The following is an 18,382-nucleotide window of genomic DNA, read 5'->3' on the forward strand; positions in this document are numbered from 1 at the left end:
GGGCGAGGGCTACAGCAGCCCCATCTCCGCGCCGAAGTCTTGGCTGAACGCGTCGGGGTCGGCCGCCTCGCGGGTGAAGATGTTGAAGCGCCCCAAGGACAAGGCCTTGTCCACGTCCTCGGTTCCGTGCCGGGTCAACGCGGCTTTCAGGGCGAAGTCGGTCTTGGGGCCGTAATCGCCGTCCTCGGCCAGGGGCGGCTGTTTGGTGTAGTCGCCCCAGGCGGACGAGCGTTCCGGCAACGGATTGGCATCATTGAACAGGTTGAGGCCGCGTTGCAGCCCCTTGACGGCGGTGCCGTAGCCATCACTCTCGGCGGCCTTGGCGATCTTGTCGCCCATGCGGGCAGAGGCCTGCCACAGATCCTCGCCCTGGGGTGTCACATGGGGCGAGGCCTGTTCGGGAATGGCGCGGATGGGACGGGGCTCCACCGGCTTGCCGCCGTCGTATTGCTGCTCGCCATCGCCGTAATGGGTGGTGTGCCAGTCCTGGACCCGCTCATACAGATGGGCCTTCAGCGGATCGCCCGACCTCCAGCCGGTGAAATCCTCCCCGGCGGACCGCAGCACGTCCTTCATCTCGCCCTCGGTCCAATTCTCCACCTGCTTCAGCAACACTGAGCGGACCGGATCCTCGATGGGCGCGGCGGCCCGCTCGCGCAGGGCGGCGATGCGGGGGTCGGTGTTGGCTGTTTGTTCCGCCCCGTTGGCGAGGCCGCCGATGTCGTGGTCGCCATCGGGACTATCCCGGGATGCGGAAGCAGGCTCATCACGTGGATCCGCGCTGGTGGCAGCGACGATATCCGGGGCCGTCATGATCAAATTTTGGATCTCACCCTTGAGTGTTTCGAGATGTTGCGACAGGTCGTTATAATTTTGGATCTCTCTGTCCTTGGCTGGGCCTTCCGGCATATTCTCTATGCGACCCTTCATCTTACTCAATTGGCGTTGAATTTGATCGCGGACTTGGCTGAAGTTGCGAATTTGACCATGTATCTGATCGACGCTATTTCGATCCAAGCCTTTCCTGCTTGGAAATATCCCGATATCCCCTGGCGATGGAACCGGGCGGATAATCTCGGAATCGACCGTCCAAGTGTCGCTCTTTTTGGAATTTGGCATGACAGGACTCTTTCGTGTTTGAGTTCATTTCCGACTTATTGAGGTGAGACATGCGGTTTGCATGGTCTGTGGCGGTGGTTTTATTGGTGTCCTGGTTCGCTTCACCCAGTACGGGCGCGGCCGCGGATCCCTGGTCGCGGATGGAATCCAATCCGGATATCCTCGCCTTGGAAAAGAAGGCGTGGAGCGGTGATTATCTCGCACTTCGCGATCTCGGCTTGGTCTACCGCAACGGGTTAGGTGTCGAGCGCAGGCCGGATGTGGCGAACGTCTTCTTCGACATGACGGAGCGTCGCTATCTCGAAATCGCCGAGCGCGTTGGGGAGAAAGAGGACGAAGCTGAATTCGCTATTGGCCAGCTTTTCTACTCTTTGGAGAATGCGCGGGGTGAGAATGCCCGCGCCGCCCACTGGTTTGCCCTGGCGGCTGAAAAGGGCAACGTCAATGCCCAGTATTACCTCGGAGGTTTGTATGCCTCCGGTGATGGTATTGCTGCCAACCCCGACCTAGCGGCTCGATGGATACTGGCAGCGTTGAGGCAAGGAGAAAGGAACGCCCACGAACTTTACTGCCGTTGGATAGGGCAAGGTAAGGTAACGCGCGATGAGGCAGAGGCGTCACGCTGGTGTTCGCCGTCGCCCAATAAGCCGTGAAACGGGTCGTTCAACACGGAAATGAATTCAAAGACGGTATCTCCCACAGCCCCCCAACGATGAAATCGGGCCAGTATTCAATTTATTCTGGTTCTGGTTGCTGGAGATTATCCATTCCCCGCCCCCGCCATGGAAGGGGACATGGCGGAGGCGGGGCGGCGGCCAGCGCTCGAGGGCGAGGCGAGGGGGAAACTCGCCCAAGCGCCGGGGCCGAAGGGGAAACGGAATCAATGAAAATGGGATGGGGCGGAAGCGCGTCCCCTCTCTCTCGTCACCCCCGCGAAAGCGGGGGTCCATGGCGAGGCCAAGGCCTTGCATCCCGCGTGGAGCGGGAACGCGGATGCATGGAGTCCCGCTTTCGCGGGACTGACGAGACAGACGGAGAACGGCGTTAGCGCGTATCGGCGGACCCGATCTGGGTCATGTCGTTGACATCGACCACGCCGCCGGAATTGGCGGAGACCAGGAACATTCCGCCTTTCAGGGCGCCTGCCGTATCGACGTTGGCGACGATGATGTCGCCCAAGCGCAGCATGGTGGACGCGGCGTTGAAATAGCCGCTGGTGTCCACCGTGGCGGCCACATCGGCGGTGGTGTAGTGCCACAGCGTGAAGCCGTTGGCATAGGCCAACACGCTGAGATCCTTGGACTGATAAGCCATGGGGGCCTCCTTAGGATTCGAGGCAGCGCATGGAGACGATGCCGGCGGCATCGACCAGTACACTGCCCTGGGACATGAAGTTGTTGATGAACCAGGCGGCGCGATCGCCCTGATAGGTGATCTCGGTCTTGACCTCGGCGCCGCAGGCGTGGCCGATGGCGGTCTTGTGGTACCAGTAGCAGTAACGGACGCTGCTGCTCTTGGTCAGGCCCGAATGGGGCATCCACAGGGTGCCCAGCCACTTCTTGGCCTGGGTGCCCTTCCACGGCAATTCGTCCGGGCCGACATAGTCGGCATGGGCGAATTCGGTGATGTTCATCAGGTCGGACCACTGCTTCCAGCCGACCACGGCATAGCGCTCGCCGTCATCGGGGACATCGGCGTCGCCCAGCATCTCGAAGGCGTCCAGCACCTTGGCCTTGGTCAGGCCGGTGGTGCCGTCCAGCGCATAGTTGGTGGACTTGTCCAACTCGGCGATGATCAGCTCATCGGTCTTGCGGCCCAGCGCATAGGCCCCGGCATTGGTGAGAACGGCGCGTTCGTTGTGCTCGATCTTGAGGTCGTCCAGCTTGTCGAGCCAGTCGCCCGCATAATAGTCGAACAACTGGCATTCCACCGCCGCGTGATCGACGTTCATCACCGGCACCTTGCCGTGGCGGGCCTTGGTGCTGGCGGTGCCCTTGCCGACCTTCTGGAACACCGCGATGGCGCCCTTGACGTCGTTGCGCACCCGCACGGTGTTGCGCAGCTTGGTGCCCATGCGCTGATAGGCGTCATGGACCTCGTGGCCATACTGCTTCGAGTAGGCGTTGATGACACTTGTGGACATGATTTGTTCCTTTTGTGGTGATGGGTCTGGAGGGAATGGCGCCCGCCATCGCGGTTATGATCGGGTCATCGGCTTGGATGCCCATCGCCGGACGAAGCAGGCGCAAGCCCTTGGGCCGGATTTTGACCGGTTGTCCTTCGGGCATGACTGTGGTGTGGGTGATAAGAAACTAACCCTATTATAGGAATAACGTCAAGATAAAAATTGAGGGTGGCTTTTAATATCCCAACTCAGGGCGGCGAAGGCCGGGTGGCTTCTTGACCCGAGGCTATCCGCGCCGCCATGCCGAATATGGGATGCGAAATTCACGCTGTCAGAGGATTGGAAAGTCGCTATCATCTGGCCGTTTCCAGTTCCGCGCGCTGATTTCGGGGGTGTCTTGTCCATGAATCTGGTGTCGACTTCGGGGCGCGCCCAGACCTTGCGCACCGACCGCATCGAAGCCCGCGCCAATGGTCTGCTCGGTGATTGCCGCCGGGCCTTTCACGCCTTCGGCGACTTGGACGAACTGGCCGAGAACCTGCGGATTCTATCTTTGAACGCTGAACTGGCGGCCGGGCGGGCCGGTGATAAGGGGCGCGCGGTGCGGGCGCTGACCCAATACACCCGCGAACTGGTCAACCGCCTGGCCCAGATTCAGGGCGAGATGAATACCCTTCGCGGCCACACCTTCGCGCTGTCATCGACCATCCTGCGCGGCATGAGCCAGTTGGCCCTGTTCGAGCGCGCCTGCGAATTGATCAATGACGGCCAGCACGATTCGCGCGCCTGTTCCATGGCCGATCGCGCTTTCAACGACATCATGCGGATGCTGGTCGACACGCTGGATTCCATGGCTGGCGCCGTCAAGGATCTGGCGCGGCGCACCCATGGGGTGGAAGAGGTGGTCAGTCAGTCCGATTCCATCGCCACCAACATCGCCATCGAAGCCGCCGCCGCCGGTGTCCACGAAAAGGAATTCCGCACGGTGTCCGATACCATGCGCCGTTATGTGGACGATCTGCGCACCATGATCGACGAGGCCTCGGATGCCGTTCGGCGGGCATCGGAAAAGGGCGATGCCCTGCGCAGGCTCGGACTCGACAGTCTCGACGACAGCGAATTCAACGGCTAGAGAGCGACCCATGAAGTGCGTCACCCTATTCCGCGACAATGATCATTGCTGGCAGGCCTTTGGCCAGGATCCGGACAAGCCGGCCAATGTGATCGACACCAACCAGTACATGATCCGCTCCGGCGATTCGGCCATCCTGCTGGACCCCGGCGGCATGGAGGTGTTTCCCGCCATGCTGTCGGCGCTCAGCCGCGAGATTTCCGTCGACGACATCAAGATGCTGTTCCTGTCCCATCAGGATCCGGATATCGGCTCGTCGCTGCCGCTGTGGCGGCGGGTATGCCGGTCGGATGTGAAGATCTATCTGTCCTGGCTTTGGGCCGGTTTCACCGCTCATTTCGACCGCGACGCCGCCTTCACCACCATTCCCGACGAGGGCATGGAGATCGCGCTTTCCCATGACGTGAGGCTGCGCTTCGTTCCCGCCCATTACCTGCACTCCTCTGGCAATTTCAATGTCTATGACCCCAAGGCGCGGATCTTGTTTTCCGGCGACATGGGCGCTTCGCTGGTGCCGCCCGACAAGACCAACGGTTCCATGTTCGTCAGCGATTTCGCTGGCCACATCCAATACATGGACCTGTTCCATCGCCGCTGGCTGGCCTCGACCCGGGCGCGCGACGCCTGGGTGGCGCAGGTCTCCAAGCTGGATATCGATATTCTGGCGCCACAGCACGGCTTGATCTTCAAGGGCGACGACGTCAAGCGCTTCCTCGACTGGATCGCCGGTCTGGAGATCGGCACCGGCGTCAACGCCATGAACCGCTGATCAAGACGGCTTCTCGAACGCCTCCGGCGGCTCATGCCGCCCGATCCGAGCGATCTTCCTTGGTGTCTTCTGGAATAGCCGGGCGAGCGGAGGCACCGCCGGGGGGTGGATCGAGATCGGGTTCGGCGCAGGGATCCGTGGGAACAACGCCGGGCACCGCGCGGCGATAGGCGGCCATGGCGTCGGCCTTGTTGGCCAGCAGGCGCTGCAGCGCCGCCTGATCCGCCGAATTCCAGATGCTGGGATGACCGCAGGCAAGTCGGGCTTCGGCCAACCGCCGCCAGGCGATGCCGGGACGGGCGGCGCCATTGCTGGGCGGATTGGTGTTGCAGGCGATTTCGAACCACAAGGTGGCGCGCTCGCCGCTCACCAGGGCGCGGCTGGCCTTGGGCGTGGGGCGGCCGATTCCGATGTTGAAGCGTACCGAGGCCAGTCCCACCTCCTGGGCGGAATGGACGTAACCGGCCGCGATACGCTTGGCCTCGTCCAGGCCATAGCCCTGCGCCGTGGCCTCGGCCAGGATGTCGCCGAGCACGGCGCGGCGGGCGGGCTCCCATTTGGTCAAGGCCATGGCCCGCATGCGGGAATCGTCCAAGGTGAAGCCGAAGCGGTTGCGATCAGGGGTTTCCCGGCGGGAATCGAAGGGCGGGATCAGCGCCTGGGCACCCGGCACGTCGCCTTGGCCGAGGGCGCGCAGGCATTGAAGCAGGCGCTGGCGCTCCTCCAGGGTGAAGACATAAGGCTGGGCGGAATCGCCGCTGATCTCCGCGCCAATCTCGCCCCAGGGGCGCAGGCGCCAGCCGGCGGGACCGCTGACCGCCAGGGCGATGCCGGTGCCCATGGTGGGGACACCCTTGCAATCGGTATAGATGCGGCCGATCACGCCTTCGAACCGCTTCAGGTGCTCCCAGACCAGCCGGTCATGGCGATCGGCGGCGATGGGGATGGGGGGCAGGGGGCTGGACATGTGGGATCTCCCATGAAAAAGCCCGCTCCCTCGCGGGACGCGGGCGTGGTGATCGTAAGCAAACTGCAGCGACGGCTTGCCACCCGGCGCGGATGGGGTAACAATACAGCCGGATCGGCATGCCCTAATTCGGTACTCCAATACCGAATTAAATCTTGACGTGCCGGTCCCCCGCCGATACCCTTTCGACCCACTCCGATGAAGCATTCAAGAGGCGCAGATGGGCTATTCCCTGGCAGAATTCCTGGCACATGCGATCGCACTCGAGCAGGAGGCCGCCGAGCGCTATCTCGAACTGGCCGACATGATGGAAGCGCACAACAATCTGGAAACCGCCGAGGTCTTCCGGGACATGGCGCGGTTCTCCACCATGCATGGCGACGAGATCAAGAGCCGCGCCCGGGCGATGGAACTGCCCAAGCTGCTGTCGTGGCAGTACCGCTGGAAGACGCCGCCGGAAGTGGGCGGCGACGACGAGGTCCACTACCTGATGACCCCCTATCACGCGCTGCGCTATGCCCGCGACAACGAGGTCCGGGGCATGGAGTATTACCGCGAGGCGGCCGCCAACAGCGCGGACAACGAGGTCAAGCGCCTGGGCAAGGATTTCGCCGACGAAGAGGCCGAGCATGTGGTGGCGCTGGACAAGTGGATCGAAAAGACTCCACGTCCCTCCATCACCTGGGCCGAGGACGCCGACGAGGCCCAGAGCGTCGATTAAGTTTAAGGTTTGATGCCTGACTTCAGCATGGCCAGCGGTCCCTCCGAAAGGGGGGCGCCGCTGGCCAAAGCTTTGTCATGGCTGCGCTTGACCACCGACACGCCCAGCACGGCCAGGGCGATGCCCCAGATGGGCGAGGTGTTGACCAGGGCGGCGATGATGGAGGGTGCCTGGGCGGGCTGTGCGACGATGGCCCAGGACACCGACGCCATGGTGGCGGTCCAGGTGATGGCCATGGCATAGCCGAAGGTGGGTCGCCAGCGGCGCACATAGGCATCCTCGGCCAGGGCTTCCACCCGCATGGTGGCGTTGATCTCGGCCAGTTGACGCGATTCCTCTTGAACCAGGGCCAGTTCGTGGCCCATCCAGGCCTGTTGCAGTTGAAGCGCCAGGGCCGGGTCGGCCTTGACGGCGGCCAGGGCGTCGGCGCCGGTCTGGGTGCCGGTCACCGCCTTGGCGAGGCCGACCACCTGATCGGCCACTTTCGCCGCCTTGGCGTCGTCGTCGCCGGAAATCCAGCGGATCAGGCCGGGCACCACTTGGGCGAGACCGAGGGCGATGGTGATGGGGTCCATGATGGGCTTCTCCTAAGATTCCGTCCGAGGCACGCGCCCGGCGATTGGGGGCATGATTTATTTTACGCAGCCCTGGCAGCCGTCCAACTTGGCTTCGATGCGGACCAGGTGCTCGGTCAGGCGGTGCTCCACATCCTTGAGATAGCCGGTGGTGGCGTAGCTCTTGGCCACTTCCAGCTTATAGGCCGACAGGGCGTCGCGGGCCTGGCCGAGGCCGATTTCCAGCCGGTGCTCCAATTCATCGACGCGGTGATCGGTCTCCTGGCGGGTGCGCCACAACAGCATGGCGAGGCCGCCGAGAACCGGCAATTCCACGGCGGTCGTCCACCAGCCGGGATCGAAGACGGTATGGTCCATGTCAGGTCTCCTGATGGGGCGCTTTCAGTCGCCCGAGATTGGAGCCGAATCGACGGCGGTTCGGGGTGGCCGCCTTGGCCACCCCGTTCCCAATTCAGCCCTCGCCGTAGAGACGGGCGAAACCGGCGGTCACCTTGGTCATGAAGGCGGGGTCGCGGGTCTTCCAGTAGCGGGGATCCTGGATCATCTTCTTCAGACTCTCCTCGGTGGGGGCCTCGTCGGCGGCGCCGGTGGCGGGGCCGAGATTGGGCTCGCCGCCGGCCATCAGGCGGTGCAGCGCCTTGACGCCATCGGCGGACGAGGCCAAGGCCTTATAGGCGTCCGGAGGCAGGTTCTTCTTGCCCCAGGCGGCCAGTTGCGGAGCGATCACCCGCCAGCGGGATTCGCCGCCGAAATGCTGGCACAACTGATCCATATGGGCCTTCTGGTCGGACTGTCCGGCCAGATCCTGCAACAGCGGCAGCAGGCATTCATGGGCCAGGTCGTAGACCAACTGGGCCTGATCCTGGCTGAATCCGGCCGCGTGCAGGCGCTGGTTCACCACCGGGCTGCCGACCAGCATGGGATGACTGTGGTCGATCCGGTAGAGTTCGGGCGAGGCGGGAATATCGGACGGCTTGGCGGGCACGAAGGCGCGGCGTTCCAGATCGCGATAGGCGCGCAACAACGCCTCGACCCGGATTTCGCCCTTGGTGGGATCCCAGAATTTCTCGGGGACATTGGTGGGACGCGGGGCTGACACGGGGGCGGCGGGCGCACCCAAATCGGCGCCGGTATCCTTGGAATCTTCGTAATGCATGGTGGTCTCCTTTAGGGATGATAGGCGGGCTAGATTCCAGTCCGGCCGCGGGCGACCAGGGTCTGGAGGTGGAGGACGAGGTGGCGCTGGCCTTCCAGATGGCGCAGCGCGGCGTCGCCGCTGTCGGGGCCAAGGCAGCGGTCCAGCGTCATCTCGCGGAGATGGGCCAGAACCGCCTCGCCGTCGGCGGTGGCGAACAGCCGCGCCGTCTGGCGGGCCAGGGTGAGGCCGGATTCGTCCTCGGTCGGCCGGGCGGCGGGGTCGAACCAGGTCCAGCCGGTTTCAAGGCGTGGCATGTTCGGTCTCCGTCGCGGCGGGTTGGGGGTGTTCCGGCCGCATGATCTCGGCGGGAACGTTGAAGGTGCGCCCCAGCCAGCGGGCGCAAGCGACGAGGTCGATGGCCTCGGTCGCGGCGGGGCCTAGCTGGTTCAGCGAGCCCAGCCAGGTCAGCACGTTGCGGGCGTCGCGCTGGGCCTGGTTCTGGGCCAGCGGCGAGCGGTACTGGAGATCGACGGTATGGCCGTCCACCACCAGATCGGGAAGCTCGCCGCGACGGCGCAGGATATGGACGGCGCGCATGACCAGCGGCGTCAGCAGCTCGCTTTGCAGCCGACCATAGGTCGCGCCCAGCAGCCGCGCCATCTGGGCGGAGCGTTCCAGCACCTCGGTGGCCGTCATCTTCGGCGTGTCCACCTGCGCCAATCGGTCGGCCATCAGGGCATGGCGGATGCGGCCGCGCAGATCGTCGAGCACCAGTTGCGAGGTGTCGAAGCGGCCCGGCGCGGAAAGCGGCTGTAAACCGGCCGAGCCCACCGCCTTGGGGATGATGGTTCCGGGCACCAGCTTGATATTGGCGGGATTCAGCACGCCGTCGTCATCGGCCTGCCAGATGCCGGTCACCGCGATGGTGGCGTTCTTCAACACCAATTCCACCACCTTGTTGGCGGTTTTGATATCGGGCAAGGCCTTCATGACCGGCGAACGGCCATAGACTTCGCCCGGCGCCTTCAACCACCGGAAATTGATGAAGGGCGACATCTCGAAGCGGCCCGAGGCCAGCACGGTGCCGTCGCAATCGGCATCGAATTCCAGCACGGCGGCATAGGAATAGCCGTGCTCCAGCGGCGTCACCGCCTCGATCACGCCAAGGCGCAGATCAGGATCCTCGGCGGCCGCCTTGACGAGCTCTTCCGGCGGCAGGGCGGCGGGAAAGCGCGATCGCAAGGCCGCCCAAGTCACCTCGGAGCGGCGAAAGGTCACGTCGGGGCGGCCTTGCGGCCCTTCCTCCAGCACCACCTGGCCCAACGGTACGGCGGTGAAGCGGAAGGCGGAGGCCTCGCCCGGCGGCGCTTCCTCGAACAGCAGCGAGGCGGTGCCGCCGGTCACCACGTCCAGATAGCACTGATGCATCTCGACGGCGAAGTTGGAGCGGTCGAAATGGGACTGGACCACGGCGCCGAACCGCTCCAGCGCCGGGGCGGCCCGCTCGCGCTCGTCCTGGGGCAGATGGTCGCTGGCGGTCAGGCCGAACCATTGCGCCCAGGGCGGCGTCAGTTCCGACAGCAGGCTGGCGGCAAGCTGATCCACCGCGTCGGGGGCGGTGCCGTCGAACAGGCGGTCGGCCTTCTTTTCTCCCGGCGTGCCCTGGCCCAGGATGCCGTCGCGCAGCGGCAGGGCATAGTCGTAGCATTCCTGCCAGTGGGATTCCCACACGGCACGGCGTTCCTTGGCCTTGCGGTAGCGCTTGACCAGGGTGGCGGGATCGTCGTTGGCGGGGCCGAGCGGCTGTTCGCCTCGGGCCGCCGCGTCGGCGTCCTCAATGGGGGGGGATGGCATGCTCAGTCTCCCAGCAAGGTTTTTCCGGTCGAGGTGGCGGGCTGCAAGACCCCCGCCTCGGAGGTGGCGATGGTGCCGTATAGGCCGCGACGGTTACGCTCGATGGTTTCCAGGCGTTGCTGGGCGGCATCGGCTTGGGTGTCGATCACCGGGGCCGGGGGCGGCGATGGTGGCGGGCTCGGCGGGTCGGGGGCGAAAAATCCACCCATGGGGCTCTCCTGTGCTTGAGGGTTGGTCATGTTTTGTTCTTGTGGTGTCACGCAAAAATCCGCCGGTTGGAAGCGGCGGGATGCAGGCGCAACTGTGGTGTGGGTGAACGTGACCCTACGCGACCAAGCCGGGCGGCGTCAAGGATTATTTTCTGCATTGCCGCAAAAACCGGTATAATTGCCAGGGAGTGAGGATGGTACGGGCTGTGATTCCTAAAAGACGTTTGACCTCCTCGACGCAGGTATAGGGTCGCCAGCCCAGCGGCCGTCGAGGTGGCTCCACCGGCTTGGTCGCCACCGTGATCAACCCTTGGCTGTGATACCAACCGGCCAGATCGAACTCGGCCGTAATGGGCAGGACCGAGACTTCGGTGCGATGAGCCATGGGATTGACGCAGATCCAGCCGCCATCGCCGCCCAGCGCCACGAAGCAATGGCGGAATCCGGGGCGCAGCAGACGAAGCCAGCCGAGATCGGTGGCGCCGGAAAAGACCACCAGGGCACGCTGCCATGTGGCTGTGTCGACACCGGCCGGGCTCATCCGACGATTCCCTTGTTGCGCAAGGGGGTCGTCAGCCGGTCCAGCGCCTCGTCCCACAGGATCGCCTCGCCTTGGCCATCGCCGCCATGGGGGTTGGGGGGCGTCAGCTGACGGCCGAATCGGCCGAGAACCGTAAGATGGGACCGGCGCAACACGCGGACCCGGTATAATCGCTGGACCTCGCGGACGATGTCGTCCGGTTCGCACGGCCGGGCGACATCGCCCCTGCCCAAATGGAAGCGGACGCCGTCGTCACGGGCGATCTGACAGCGGGCATACCACAGCCATGCCTCCTCGGCGGTTGTAAACGGTTCGGTGTCGCCGACGGTGGAAATTCGGCTGGTATATTTAATGCGGGCCATGTTTGTTCTCCATAAATAGGAACGAACGCAGCACAGCTTTGCCGAATTGCGGAACAAATGTCAATGGTTGCGGCTTATTTTCCTGCTGCGGCGAGGCGCGAATTGCGAGACAATCTTCCCATGCTGAAGCATGCCGACATCTGGGCCGCTATTGACGCGCTTGCCCGAGACAATGGGTTGACGGCCTCGGCGCTTGCCCGCAAGGCCGGGCTTGACCCCACCACATTCAACAAAAGCAAGCGCATTACCCGCGAGGGCAAGGCGCGTTGGCCATCCACCGAAAGCGTGGCCAAGGTCTTGGAGGCCACCGGTGCCACCATGACCGCCTTCGTCGGCTATATCGAAGGCGTCGCCGGCGGCCTGCCGGTGTCGACCATCCCGTTGATCGGGTTCGCCCAGGCGGGGGATCGGGGATTCTTCGATGACGCGGGCTATCCCGCCGGGGCCGGCTGGGATGAAATCCCCTTCCCCGAGGTCGGCGATCCCCACGCCTATGCCCTGGAAGTCAGCGGCGATTCCATGGAGCCGCTCTATCGCGACGGCGACATCGTCATCGTGTCGCCCACCGCCAATGTGCGCCGGGGCGACCGGGTGGTGGTGCGCACCACCGAGGGCGAGGTGATGGTCAAGCAGCTGGTCAGGCTGTCGGCGCGCCGCATCGAATTGGCCTCGGTCAATCCGGCCCATTCCGGCCGGTCTTTGGCCTCGGAAGAGGTGGGTTGGATGGCGCGCATCCTATGGGCCAGCCAGTAGCGGAATAAATTCCTTGACGAAGTGTTCCTGTCATGTTCCTCTGGCGCGAGGAGGATGCCATGCAGCCGTCATGGGCCGGTGTCGGCCGGGACAATGATGAACGCCGCTTCGACGGACCCATCGCCAACGACGATCCGGCCGCCCGGCCCTTGGGTCTTGCCCAGGGGCGGGCCCGGTTGTTCCAGCGGCTGGCGCAGGCGCTACGCCACGACCTGGCCGTGGTCCGCCGCGGCATGACCTGGGGGCAGGCCATGGCCGACCGCAGGCTGACGCGTTGGCAGCGCGGTCTTGTCTTTTATCGTGATCACGGAGTTTGGTGGTGGAAGGAGCGGCGGAATTGACCCGCCGCTCCCTCGAACCCTCAGCCCACGATGTGGGCGCCGCCGTCGATGAATAAGGTGGTGCCGGTCACCGACTTGGCGAGATCGCTGACCAGATAGGCGGCGAAGGAACCGCAGTCGTTGATGTCGGCCAGCTGGTGGGTGGGGGCCTTGGAGGCCGCTTCTTCCATCAGCTCGTCGAAGCGGTCGATGCCCGACGCGGCGCGGGTCTTCAACGGACCGGGCGACAGCGCCAGCACGCGGATGCCCTTGGGGCCCAGTTCATGGGCGAGATATTTGGTGGTGCTTTCCAGCGCCGCCTTGACCGGTCCCATGACGTTGTAGTGCTCGACCACCTTGCGGCCGCCATAGAACGAGACCGTCATCAAGGTGCCGCCATTGGTCATCAGCGGCTCGGCCAGCTTGGCGCAACGCACGAAGGAGAAGCAGGAAACATCCATGGCGAGCGAGAAGCCGTCGCGCGAGCAATCGACCACCCGGCCGTGCAGATCCTCGCGATTGGCGAAGGCGATGGAATGGATGACGAAATCCAGGCGGCCCCACTTTTCCTTGATGGCGTCGAACACCGCCTCCAGCTCACCCTCGTTGCGAACGTCGCAGGGCATCACGATGGGGGCATGCATGCCCTCGGCCAGCGGGCGGACGTATTTCTCGCCCTTCTCGTTGAGATAGGTGATGGCCAACTCGGCGCCGTAGGCATCGCAGTGCCGGGCGATGCCATAGGCGATGCTCTGCTCATTGGCGATGCCGATGATCAGGCCCTTCTTGCCGCGCAGGTCGAGAAGCTGCAGGGGGGCCTTGGTGGGGGCATTGACGGTCTGGTCCATGAGTCACGACTCCGAAGAAAATATTGCGCTGCAGCATAGACCATATTTTTCTGGAGTCTCAAGCGGTATGACCAATAAACATGCCGATTTCGTATTTCGGTCACATTCCAAATTTAGCATGTGCGAGGCCGGATCGGATCGGTCTTGACGCTCGGCGCGGCGGGGCGCTATGAATTTTGCGTGGTGATTTGTCCGACCGGATTGCGGCCACGTTAAACAACCCGCTAAAGAGGTTCGCGCTCGACCCCTCCGAGCCCCGGCCCCTGTTGCGAGGTTGGGGCTTTTGTGTTTTCAGGAGACGAGAGATGGGCAGCGACGATTCCAAGACGACCCGGCCCAACGCCGCCCAGCCCAAGATGGCGGGCCAATGGCGGCCCCGCACCCGGGCGGTGCGCGCAGGCCTTGCGCGCACCGGCTTCAGCGAGACCTCGGAAGCCCTGTTCCTGACCTCGGGCTATGTCTATGGCAGCGCCGCCGAGGCGGAGGAAAGCTTCGACGGCACCCGCGACCGCATGGTCTATTCCCGCTTCAAGAATCCCACCATCGCCACGTTCGAGCAGCGTCTCGCCCAGTTGGAGGCCGCTCCCGCCGGTTTCGACGTTGGCTGCCGCGCCACCGCCTCTGGCATGGCGGCGGTGCATGCCGCCCTGCTGTGTCAGTTGAAGGCGGGCGATCGGGTCGTCGCCTCGCGCGCCCTGTTCGGGTCGTGCCAGTGGATCATCAACGAACTGCTGCCCCGATTCGGTATCGAGCGGGTCTTCGTGGACGGCCCCGATCTGGAGGCCTGGGCCAAGGCCTTGTCCAAGCCCACTGCCTGCGTCTTCCTGGAGACCCCGGCCAATCCGACCCTGGAAATCATCGACATCGCCGCCGTGGCGGACCTCGCCCACAAGGCGGGGGCCAAGCTGGTGGTGGACAACGTCTTCGCCACTCCCATCCTGCAAAGCCCGCTCATGCTGGGCGCCGATATCGTGGTCTATTCCGCCACCAAGCATATGGACGGCCAGGGCCGCTGCCTGGGCGGCGCGGTTGTCGCCGATCAGGCCTTCTGCCAGGACGTGCTGGGGCCGTATCTGCGCAATACCGGCCCGACGCTCAGCCCCTTCAACGCCTGGGTGCTGCTCAAGGGATTGGAGACGCTGGATCTGCGGGTGGAGCGCCACTGCGCCAACGCCCTGAAGGTGGCCCGCTTCCTGGAATCCCACCCCAAGGTCGCCCGCGTCCTCTATCCCGGCCTGGAAAGCCATCCCCAGCACGCCCTGGCGGCGCGGCAGATGTCGGGCTGGGGCTCCATCCTCGCGGTGGAGCTGAAGGGCGGCAAGCCGACCGCCTACAGCTTGTTGGACCATCTGGAGCTGATCGACATTTCCAACAATCTGGGCGACGCCAAAAGCCTGATCACCCATCCCTGGACCACCACCCACCAGCGGCTATCGCCCGAGGACAAGCTGGCCATGGGTATTTCCGAGGGAATGCTGCGCCTGTCGGTGGGCATCGAGGACGGCGACGATCTGGTGGAGGATCTGGACCGGGCGCTGGGCGGCTAAATTTTGGAATCCTTTTAATTCCGCCGTCGCCATCCTAAGATGATGGCCGCAGAAACGAGGTTTCGAGGTCTGTCGCATGTATAGCCAAACCACCCGCGACATCGTGGTCACGGTCAAGCCGTTCTATCTGGACGACCAATCGTCGCCGACCGACAACCATTATGTCTGGGCCTATCGGGTCAGGATCGAGAATCGGGGCGGCCGCACGGTGCAGCTGATGAATCGGCACTGGATCATCACCGACGGCATCGGCCGTGTCCAAGAGGTCAAGGGGCCCGGCGTGGTGGGGGAACAGCCGGTGCTGCGCCCCGGCGACGGCTATGAATACACCAGCGGCACGCCGCTGCCGACACCGTCCGGCATCATGCACGGCACCTATGAGATGGCCGACGAGGACGGGTCCACCTTCGACATCGTCATCCCCGCCTTCTCCCTCGACAGCCCCCACGACCGCCCCAGGCTGAACTGATTCCCTTGCATTTGGTGCGATGCGGCGCCAAATGGCGTAGGGTTGATCAGAGTGAGGTGACGCCGTGACCACCAAGGACGCCAGCATGACCCTGCCCAAGGAACTGGTCCCCGACGAGCTTTCAGCCCGCGTTCGCCCCTCGCGCTCGGAGGCCGAGGCCGCCGTTCGGACCCTGCTGCGTTGGGCGGGCGACGATCCCGACCGCGAGGGACTGATCGGCACGCCCGACCGGGTGGTGCGGGCCTATGAGGAATTCTTCGCCGGTTACGACCAAGACCCCACCGAGATCCTGCACCGCACCTTCGAGGAAACCGACGGCTACGACGAGATGGTGCTGTTGCGCGATATCCGGCTGGAAAGCCATTGCGAGCACCATGTGGTTCCCATCATCGGCAAGGCCCATGTGGCCTATCTGCCCGACCGCCGGGTGGTGGGCATCTCCAAGCTGGCCCGGGTGGTCGAGATCTATTCCCGCCGCTTGCAGATCCAAGAGAAGCTGACCGCCCAGATCGCCAATACCATCAACGACGTGCTGCAGCCCAAGGGCGTGGCGGTGGTGATCGAGGCGGCCCATCAGTGCATGACCACGCGCGGCATCCACAAGCCCGGCGTCACCATGGTGACCAGCCGCATGCTGGGCGATTTCCGCGACAATCCGGCGACGCGGCGCGAATTCATGGCCCTGATCCACAACCAGCACAGCGGCGGCTTGTCCAACGTGTGAGGCAGGCCCTGTAAATTGACGGGTCTTCCGCTATTTCCCCTCCCTCACCCCATCATGGTGTCGGCGCCCAGCAGCTTGTCCGACAGCAGGGGATAGCGGTCGCGGGCCAGCGGCAGTTGGTAGTGCCACCATTCATGTCGGTTGTACTCCCATCCGGCGGCGGTCATGAGTCCCAGCAGGACGAGCCGGTTGCGCTGGGCCTCCGGCGACACATCCGTCCGGGCGTGATGGGAGCGGGGCGTGAATTCGTCGAAGCCGGTGCCCATGTCCAGCACCGCGCCGCCCGCCATCTCCATCAGGTCGAGATCCACCGCCACGCCGCGCGAATGGGCCGACCCCGATCTTGGATCGGCGAGGAATTCGGGATCGGGCGTATGGGCCCACAGCGCCCATTGCGCCTCGGTCGGGCGATAGGCATCCAGCAGCCGCAGCCGAAGGCCCAGCGGATGGGCAAGCTCCACCGCCCGCGTCAGCGCCCGGGCCGCGTCGCCGTGCAGCCAGCAGGCGGCATCGGGGCGATAGACCGGTCGTGTGGTGAAATTATCGGCACTGGCGTAGGCCAGGGCGACCTCGACGCCGAAGGCCTCGGCTTGTATTCGGACCAGCGGGAACATCTTCTTACTTTCCTTTATGGAACCCTCGCAGTATAGCGGCCCCATGATCGTTCTCGCCATGGACACCTCGACCTCTGCCTGCTCCGTCGCCTTATGGCGGGACGGAACCGTTGTCGCGCACCGGCTGCGCCGGATGGCGCGCGGCCAAAGCGAGGCCTTGATGCCCATGGTGGCCGAGGTGATGGCGGAAAGCGGCCTTGAATTCGCCGGTGCGATCAGCGGCCATTGCGGCCGCGGCCAAGCCGCCGGAGGCGGTGCCCGGCGAGGGGCAAGGATAAGCCTGGACCTGCTGGCGGTGACGGTGGGGCCGGGGGCCTTCACCGGATTGCGCATCGGACTGGCCGCCGCCCGTGGGCTGGCGCTGGCCTCGGGCCTGCCGCTGGCGGGCGTCTCGACGCCGCTGGCGGTGGCGGCCGCCGTGCCGGGGGAAGAGCGACGGGGGCGCACCGTGCTGGCGGTCATCGATTCGCGGCGTGACGAACTTTGGGTCCAGGCCTTCGCCGAGGATCTGACTCCACTGGGCGAGGTGGCGGCGCTGCTGCCCGCCCAGGCGGCCCGATTGGCGGACGGCCCGGTGGTGGTGGCGGGCGACGCGGCTTCCGCCGTCTTGGACCATTGCGCCGACGGGGTCGCCTCCTTGTCACCCGGTTGGCCGGACGCCGCCGTGGTGGCCGCCTTGGCGGCGGAACAATGGGCGAAGGGGACTTCGCTGGCGGCCGAACCGCTTTATCTGCGCCCGCCGGATGTCACGCTGTGAGCGGCATAGAACTGCTGCCCGCCGGCTTGGTGCATGCCGAGCTGCTGGCCGGAATGCATGCCGTCTGTTTTGCCGAACCGTGGAGTGCTGCGTCCATGGCCGATGTCTTGGCCATGACCGGCGCCCAGGGATTGATCGCGGTCGGTGACGGCGACGGCCCGCCCGGTCCGGCCGGGCTGGTTCTGTGGCGGGCGGTCCTCGACGAATCGGAGATCCTCACCATCGCGGTTCTGCCGCCTTGGCGCCGCCGGGGGCTTGGCGAACGGCTGCTGGGGGCGGCCATGATTGCTGCCGCCGAAGCCGGGGCATCGTCCATATTCCTCGAGGCCGCCGCCGACAACGGCCCCGCCCTCGCGCTGTACGGGCGCTGTCAATTCCAGCAGATAGGCCTGCGTAAGGGATATTACGGAGGTATCGACGCCGTCGTCATGCGCCGAGGACTTGACGCCACGGCAATTCCCACCGCGTGACAAGAAATATCCACGGTCCGGGAAAGACCCTATTTCTTGCGAACCAGGAGACGATGGATGCCGTCGGCTCCTTCGCCGTCCTCGCGGACGGTCGAGATGATTTGGTGCCCCAGTTCGGCCAAGGATCTGGGAACATTGGCGAGCGGTTCGGCGCCTTTGAGTCGGACTTCAACCATCTCTCCAGACGGCATACGTTCCACTAGTAACTTTGTCTTGACGAAGGTCATTGGGCAGACCTCCCCAGTGATGTCAAGGCTGTAGTTTGGCTTCTCAGTCATGCGATTTTTGTCACTTTCAGTCTAACTAATGGTTATTGCCACGGGGGATTGAAAGTTTTATATAGGGCCATCCGTTGAATAGGGAGGCAT

27 protein-coding genes and 1 riboswitch are annotated in these 18,382 nt (G+C 64.4%); of the genes, 12 read left to right on the top strand and 15 right to left on the bottom strand.

The genetic code is table 11. From position 1 onward, the window contains the following. Positions 1 to 9: 9 nt before the first annotated feature. Positions 10 to 813 carry a hypothetical protein gene (locus tag CU669_RS01585; RefSeq protein ID WP_161539558.1) on the bottom strand — a complete coding sequence of 268 codons (804 nt, stop codon included), beginning with the start codon at positions 811 to 813 and terminating at the stop codon, positions 10 to 12. Positions 814 to 849: 36 nt separating this feature from the next. Between CU669_RS01585 and CU669_RS20995 the strand changes: the two genes are divergently transcribed. Both CU669_RS20995 and CU669_RS01590 read left to right on the top strand, forming a co-directional pair. Continuing rightward, complete coding sequence (locus CU669_RS20995) at positions 850 to 1,161, top strand: hypothetical protein (RefSeq protein WP_146747642.1); 312 nt, start codon at positions 850 to 852, stop codon at positions 1,159 to 1,161. 8 nt (positions 1,162 to 1,169) lie between these two features. After that, a complete protein-coding gene (locus CU669_RS01590; RefSeq protein WP_112142039.1) occupies positions 1,170 to 1,772 on the top strand; it encodes a tetratricopeptide repeat protein in 603 nt (200 codons plus the stop codon). A 391-nt stretch (positions 1,773 to 2,163) separates the two neighbouring features. Here the strand turns inward: CU669_RS01590 and CU669_RS01595 are convergent, their stop codons facing one another. After that, the gene (locus tag CU669_RS01595) at positions 2,164 to 2,433 is read right to left on the bottom strand and encodes a hypothetical protein (protein ID WP_112142040.1); all 270 of its coding nucleotides are present in this window, start codon (positions 2,431 to 2,433) and stop codon (positions 2,164 to 2,166) included. Between the two features lie 10 nt (positions 2,434 to 2,443). Beyond that, complete coding sequence (locus CU669_RS01600; RefSeq protein ID WP_112142041.1) at positions 2,444 to 3,262, bottom strand: phage capsid protein; 819 nt, start codon at positions 3,260 to 3,262, stop codon at positions 2,444 to 2,446. Between the two features lie 385 nt (positions 3,263 to 3,647). On the opposite strand from CU669_RS01600, the gene CU669_RS01605 reads away from it, so the two are divergent. Then, entirely contained in the window at positions 3,648 to 4,376 is a 729-nt protein-coding gene (locus tag CU669_RS01605) for a methyl-accepting chemotaxis protein (RefSeq protein ID WP_112142042.1), read from the top strand. Positions 4,377 to 4,386: 10 nt separating this feature from the next. Beyond that, positions 4,387 to 5,145 (top strand): oxygen-binding di-iron domain-containing protein, encoded by a 759-nt coding sequence (locus CU669_RS01610; protein ID WP_112142043.1) that lies wholly within the window; start codon positions 4,387 to 4,389, stop codon positions 5,143 to 5,145. 31 nt (positions 5,146 to 5,176) lie between these two features. Here CU669_RS01610 and CU669_RS01615 read toward each other — a convergent pair whose 3' ends face one another. Next, positions 5,177 to 6,112, bottom strand: a complete 936-nt coding sequence (locus CU669_RS01615; protein WP_112142044.1) for a hypothetical protein — start codon at positions 6,110 to 6,112, stop codon at positions 5,177 to 5,179. A 220-nt stretch (positions 6,113 to 6,332) separates the two neighbouring features. On the opposite strand from CU669_RS01615, the gene CU669_RS01620 reads away from it, so the two are divergent. Then, the gene (locus tag CU669_RS01620; protein ID WP_112142045.1) at positions 6,333 to 6,833 is read left to right on the top strand and encodes a ferritin-like domain-containing protein; all 501 of its coding nucleotides are present in this window, start codon (positions 6,333 to 6,335) and stop codon (positions 6,831 to 6,833) included. A gap of 2 nt (positions 6,834 to 6,835) precedes the next feature. Here CU669_RS01620 and CU669_RS01625 read toward each other — a convergent pair whose 3' ends face one another. From CU669_RS01625 to CU669_RS01660, 8 genes are all read right to left on the bottom strand, one after another. Beyond that, positions 6,836 to 7,408: a 3TM-type holin gene (locus tag CU669_RS01625; RefSeq protein WP_112142046.1), complete on the bottom strand. Its 573-nt coding sequence runs from the start codon at positions 7,406 to 7,408 to the stop codon at positions 6,836 to 6,838. A 57-nt stretch (positions 7,409 to 7,465) separates the two neighbouring features. Beyond that, a complete protein-coding gene (locus CU669_RS01630; RefSeq protein WP_112142047.1) occupies positions 7,466 to 7,765 on the bottom strand; it encodes a hypothetical protein in 300 nt (99 codons plus the stop codon). 94 nt (positions 7,766 to 7,859) lie between these two features. Beyond that, on the bottom strand, positions 7,860 to 8,564 hold the full coding sequence (locus CU669_RS01635; RefSeq protein WP_112142048.1) for a capsid assembly protein: 705 nt from the start codon (positions 8,562 to 8,564) through the stop codon (positions 7,860 to 7,862). 29 nt (positions 8,565 to 8,593) lie between these two features. Further along, positions 8,594 to 8,860 carry a Bbp19 family protein gene (locus CU669_RS01640; RefSeq protein ID WP_112142049.1) on the bottom strand — a complete coding sequence of 89 codons (267 nt, stop codon included), beginning with the start codon at positions 8,858 to 8,860 and terminating at the stop codon, positions 8,594 to 8,596. Then, entirely contained in the window at positions 8,847 to 10,400 is a 1,554-nt protein-coding gene (locus CU669_RS01645; RefSeq protein ID WP_112142050.1) for a portal protein, read from the bottom strand. Before CU669_RS01645 ends, CU669_RS01640 begins: the two co-directional genes overlap by 14 nt. Positions 10,401 to 10,402: 2 nt before the next feature. Next, positions 10,403 to 10,609, bottom strand: coding sequence for a hypothetical protein (locus tag CU669_RS01650; RefSeq protein ID WP_112142051.1), 207 nt, complete (start codon positions 10,607 to 10,609; stop codon positions 10,403 to 10,405). A gap of 145 nt (positions 10,610 to 10,754) precedes the next feature. Then, on the bottom strand, positions 10,755 to 11,150 hold the full coding sequence (locus CU669_RS01655) for a hypothetical protein (RefSeq protein ID WP_112142052.1): 396 nt from the start codon (positions 11,148 to 11,150) through the stop codon (positions 10,755 to 10,757). Further along, positions 11,147 to 11,512 (bottom strand): hypothetical protein, encoded by a 366-nt coding sequence (locus CU669_RS01660; protein ID WP_112142053.1) that lies wholly within the window; start codon positions 11,510 to 11,512, stop codon positions 11,147 to 11,149. Before CU669_RS01660 ends, CU669_RS01655 begins: the two co-directional genes overlap by 4 nt. A 120-nt stretch (positions 11,513 to 11,632) precedes the next feature. On the opposite strand from CU669_RS01660, the gene CU669_RS01665 reads away from it, so the two are divergent. Then, positions 11,633 to 12,265, top strand: a complete 633-nt coding sequence (locus tag CU669_RS01665; RefSeq protein WP_112142054.1) for a S24 family peptidase — start codon at positions 11,633 to 11,635, stop codon at positions 12,263 to 12,265. A gap of 59 nt (positions 12,266 to 12,324) precedes the next feature. Then, positions 12,325 to 12,606: a hypothetical protein gene (locus CU669_RS01670; RefSeq protein ID WP_112142246.1), complete on the top strand. Its 282-nt coding sequence runs from the start codon at positions 12,325 to 12,327 to the stop codon at positions 12,604 to 12,606. A 20-nt stretch (positions 12,607 to 12,626) separates the two neighbouring features. Here CU669_RS01670 and fabI read toward each other — a convergent pair whose 3' ends face one another. After that, on the bottom strand, positions 12,627 to 13,433 hold the full coding sequence (gene fabI / locus CU669_RS01675; RefSeq protein WP_112142055.1) for an enoyl-ACP reductase FabI: 807 nt from the start codon (positions 13,431 to 13,433) through the stop codon (positions 12,627 to 12,629). Positions 13,434 to 13,603: 170 nt separating this feature from the next. Continuing rightward, a riboswitch (SAM riboswitch) is annotated at positions 13,604 to 13,682 on the top strand. Between the two features lie 56 nt (positions 13,683 to 13,738). On the opposite strand from fabI, the gene metZ reads away from it, so the two are divergent. The 3 genes from metZ to folE all read left to right on the top strand — a co-directional run bounded on the left by metZ (position 13,739) and on the right by folE (position 16,173). Continuing rightward, positions 13,739 to 14,980, top strand: coding sequence for an O-succinylhomoserine sulfhydrylase (gene metZ, locus CU669_RS01680; RefSeq protein WP_112142056.1), 1,242 nt, complete (start codon positions 13,739 to 13,741; stop codon positions 14,978 to 14,980). Positions 14,981 to 15,056: 76 nt separating this feature from the next. Next, a complete protein-coding gene (gene apaG, locus CU669_RS01685; protein ID WP_112142057.1) occupies positions 15,057 to 15,449 on the top strand; it encodes a Co2+/Mg2+ efflux protein ApaG in 393 nt (130 codons plus the stop codon). Between the two features lie 85 nt (positions 15,450 to 15,534). Beyond that, a complete protein-coding gene (gene folE / locus CU669_RS01690; RefSeq protein ID WP_112142247.1) occupies positions 15,535 to 16,173 on the top strand; it encodes a GTP cyclohydrolase I FolE in 639 nt (212 codons plus the stop codon). A gap of 44 nt (positions 16,174 to 16,217) precedes the next feature. Here the strand turns inward: folE and ddpX are convergent, their stop codons facing one another. Then, positions 16,218 to 16,787: a D-alanyl-D-alanine dipeptidase gene (gene ddpX, locus CU669_RS01695; RefSeq protein ID WP_112142248.1), complete on the bottom strand. Its 570-nt coding sequence runs from the start codon at positions 16,785 to 16,787 to the stop codon at positions 16,218 to 16,220. Positions 16,788 to 16,830: 43 nt separating this feature from the next. Here ddpX and tsaB point away from each other — a divergent pair, with 43 nt between their 5' ends. After that, entirely contained in the window at positions 16,831 to 17,544 is a 714-nt protein-coding gene (gene tsaB, locus CU669_RS01700; RefSeq protein WP_112142058.1) for a tRNA (adenosine(37)-N6)-threonylcarbamoyltransferase complex dimerization subunit type 1 TsaB, read from the top strand. Then, on the top strand, positions 17,541 to 18,014 hold the full coding sequence (locus CU669_RS01705) for a GNAT family N-acetyltransferase (RefSeq protein WP_239988472.1): 474 nt from the start codon (positions 17,541 to 17,543) through the stop codon (positions 18,012 to 18,014). Before tsaB ends, CU669_RS01705 begins: the two co-directional genes overlap by 4 nt. A 29-nt stretch (positions 18,015 to 18,043) precedes the next feature. Here the strand turns inward: CU669_RS01705 and CU669_RS01710 are convergent, their stop codons facing one another. Next, entirely contained in the window at positions 18,044 to 18,292 is a 249-nt protein-coding gene (locus tag CU669_RS01710) for a sulfurtransferase TusA family protein (protein ID WP_112142060.1), read from the bottom strand. Positions 18,293 to 18,382: the final 90 nt, after the last annotated feature.

It is taken from the genome of Paramagnetospirillum kuznetsovii, assembly GCF_003284725.1.
GTDB classification, from domain to species: domain Bacteria; phylum Pseudomonadota; class Alphaproteobacteria; order Rhodospirillales; family Magnetospirillaceae; genus Phaeospirillum; species Phaeospirillum kuznetsovii.

Bases quoted from the DNA above. Each gene is read 5' to 3' on its own strand.
- CU669_RS01605 (WP_112142042.1), top strand. From the start codon at position 3,648: ATGAATCTGGTGTCGACTTCGGGGCGCGCCCAGACCTTGCGCACCGAC.
- CU669_RS01665 (WP_112142054.1), top strand. From the start codon at position 11,633: ATGCTGAAGCATGCCGACATCTGGGCCGCTATTGACGCGCTTGCCCGA.
- CU669_RS01590 (WP_112142039.1), top strand. From the start codon at position 1,170: ATGCGGTTTGCATGGTCTGTGGCGGTGGTTTTATTGGTGTCCTGGTTC.
- CU669_RS01645 (WP_112142050.1), bottom strand. From the start codon at position 10,400: ATGCCATCCCCCCCCATTGAGGACGCCGACGCGGCGGCCCGAGGCGAA.
- ddpX (WP_112142248.1), bottom strand. From the start codon at position 16,787: ATGTTCCCGCTGGTCCGAATACAAGCCGAGGCCTTCGGCGTCGAGGTC.
- CU669_RS01630 (WP_112142047.1), bottom strand. From the start codon at position 7,765: ATGGACCATACCGTCTTCGATCCCGGCTGGTGGACGACCGCCGTGGAA.
- CU669_RS20995 (WP_146747642.1), top strand. From the start codon at position 850: ATGTTGCGACAGGTCGTTATAATTTTGGATCTCTCTGTCCTTGGCTGG.
- CU669_RS01640 (WP_112142049.1), bottom strand. From the start codon at position 8,860: ATGCCACGCCTTGAAACCGGCTGGACCTGGTTCGACCCCGCCGCCCGG.
- CU669_RS01650 (WP_112142051.1), bottom strand. From the start codon at position 10,609: ATGGGTGGATTTTTCGCCCCCGACCCGCCGAGCCCGCCACCATCGCCG.
- CU669_RS01615 (WP_112142044.1), bottom strand. From the start codon at position 6,112: ATGTCCAGCCCCCTGCCCCCCATCCCCATCGCCGCCGATCGCCATGAC.
- tsaB (WP_112142058.1), top strand. From the start codon at position 16,831: ATGATCGTTCTCGCCATGGACACCTCGACCTCTGCCTGCTCCGTCGCC.
- folE (WP_112142247.1), top strand. From the start codon at position 15,535: ATGACCCTGCCCAAGGAACTGGTCCCCGACGAGCTTTCAGCCCGCGTT.
- fabI (WP_112142055.1), bottom strand. From the start codon at position 13,433: ATGGACCAGACCGTCAATGCCCCCACCAAGGCCCCCCTGCAGCTTCTC.
- CU669_RS01670 (WP_112142246.1), top strand. From the start codon at position 12,325: ATGCAGCCGTCATGGGCCGGTGTCGGCCGGGACAATGATGAACGCCGC.
- apaG (WP_112142057.1), top strand. From the start codon at position 15,057: ATGTATAGCCAAACCACCCGCGACATCGTGGTCACGGTCAAGCCGTTC.
- CU669_RS01595 (WP_112142040.1), bottom strand. From the start codon at position 2,433: ATGGCTTATCAGTCCAAGGATCTCAGCGTGTTGGCCTATGCCAACGGC.
- CU669_RS01600 (WP_112142041.1), bottom strand. From the start codon at position 3,262: ATGTCCACAAGTGTCATCAACGCCTACTCGAAGCAGTATGGCCACGAG.
- CU669_RS01610 (WP_112142043.1), top strand. From the start codon at position 4,387: ATGAAGTGCGTCACCCTATTCCGCGACAATGATCATTGCTGGCAGGCC.
- CU669_RS01625 (WP_112142046.1), bottom strand. From the start codon at position 7,408: ATGGACCCCATCACCATCGCCCTCGGTCTCGCCCAAGTGGTGCCCGGC.
- CU669_RS01660 (WP_112142053.1), bottom strand. From the start codon at position 11,512: ATGGCCCGCATTAAATATACCAGCCGAATTTCCACCGTCGGCGACACC.
- CU669_RS01710 (WP_112142060.1), bottom strand. From the start codon at position 18,292: ATGACTGAGAAGCCAAACTACAGCCTTGACATCACTGGGGAGGTCTGC.
- CU669_RS01585 (WP_161539558.1), bottom strand. From the start codon at position 813: ATGACGGCCCCGGATATCGTCGCTGCCACCAGCGCGGATCCACGTGAT.
- CU669_RS01635 (WP_112142048.1), bottom strand. From the start codon at position 8,564: ATGCATTACGAAGATTCCAAGGATACCGGCGCCGATTTGGGTGCGCCC.
- metZ (WP_112142056.1), top strand. From the start codon at position 13,739: ATGGGCAGCGACGATTCCAAGACGACCCGGCCCAACGCCGCCCAGCCC.
- CU669_RS01620 (WP_112142045.1), top strand. From the start codon at position 6,333: ATGGGCTATTCCCTGGCAGAATTCCTGGCACATGCGATCGCACTCGAG.
- CU669_RS01655 (WP_112142052.1), bottom strand. From the start codon at position 11,150: ATGAGCCCGGCCGGTGTCGACACAGCCACATGGCAGCGTGCCCTGGTG.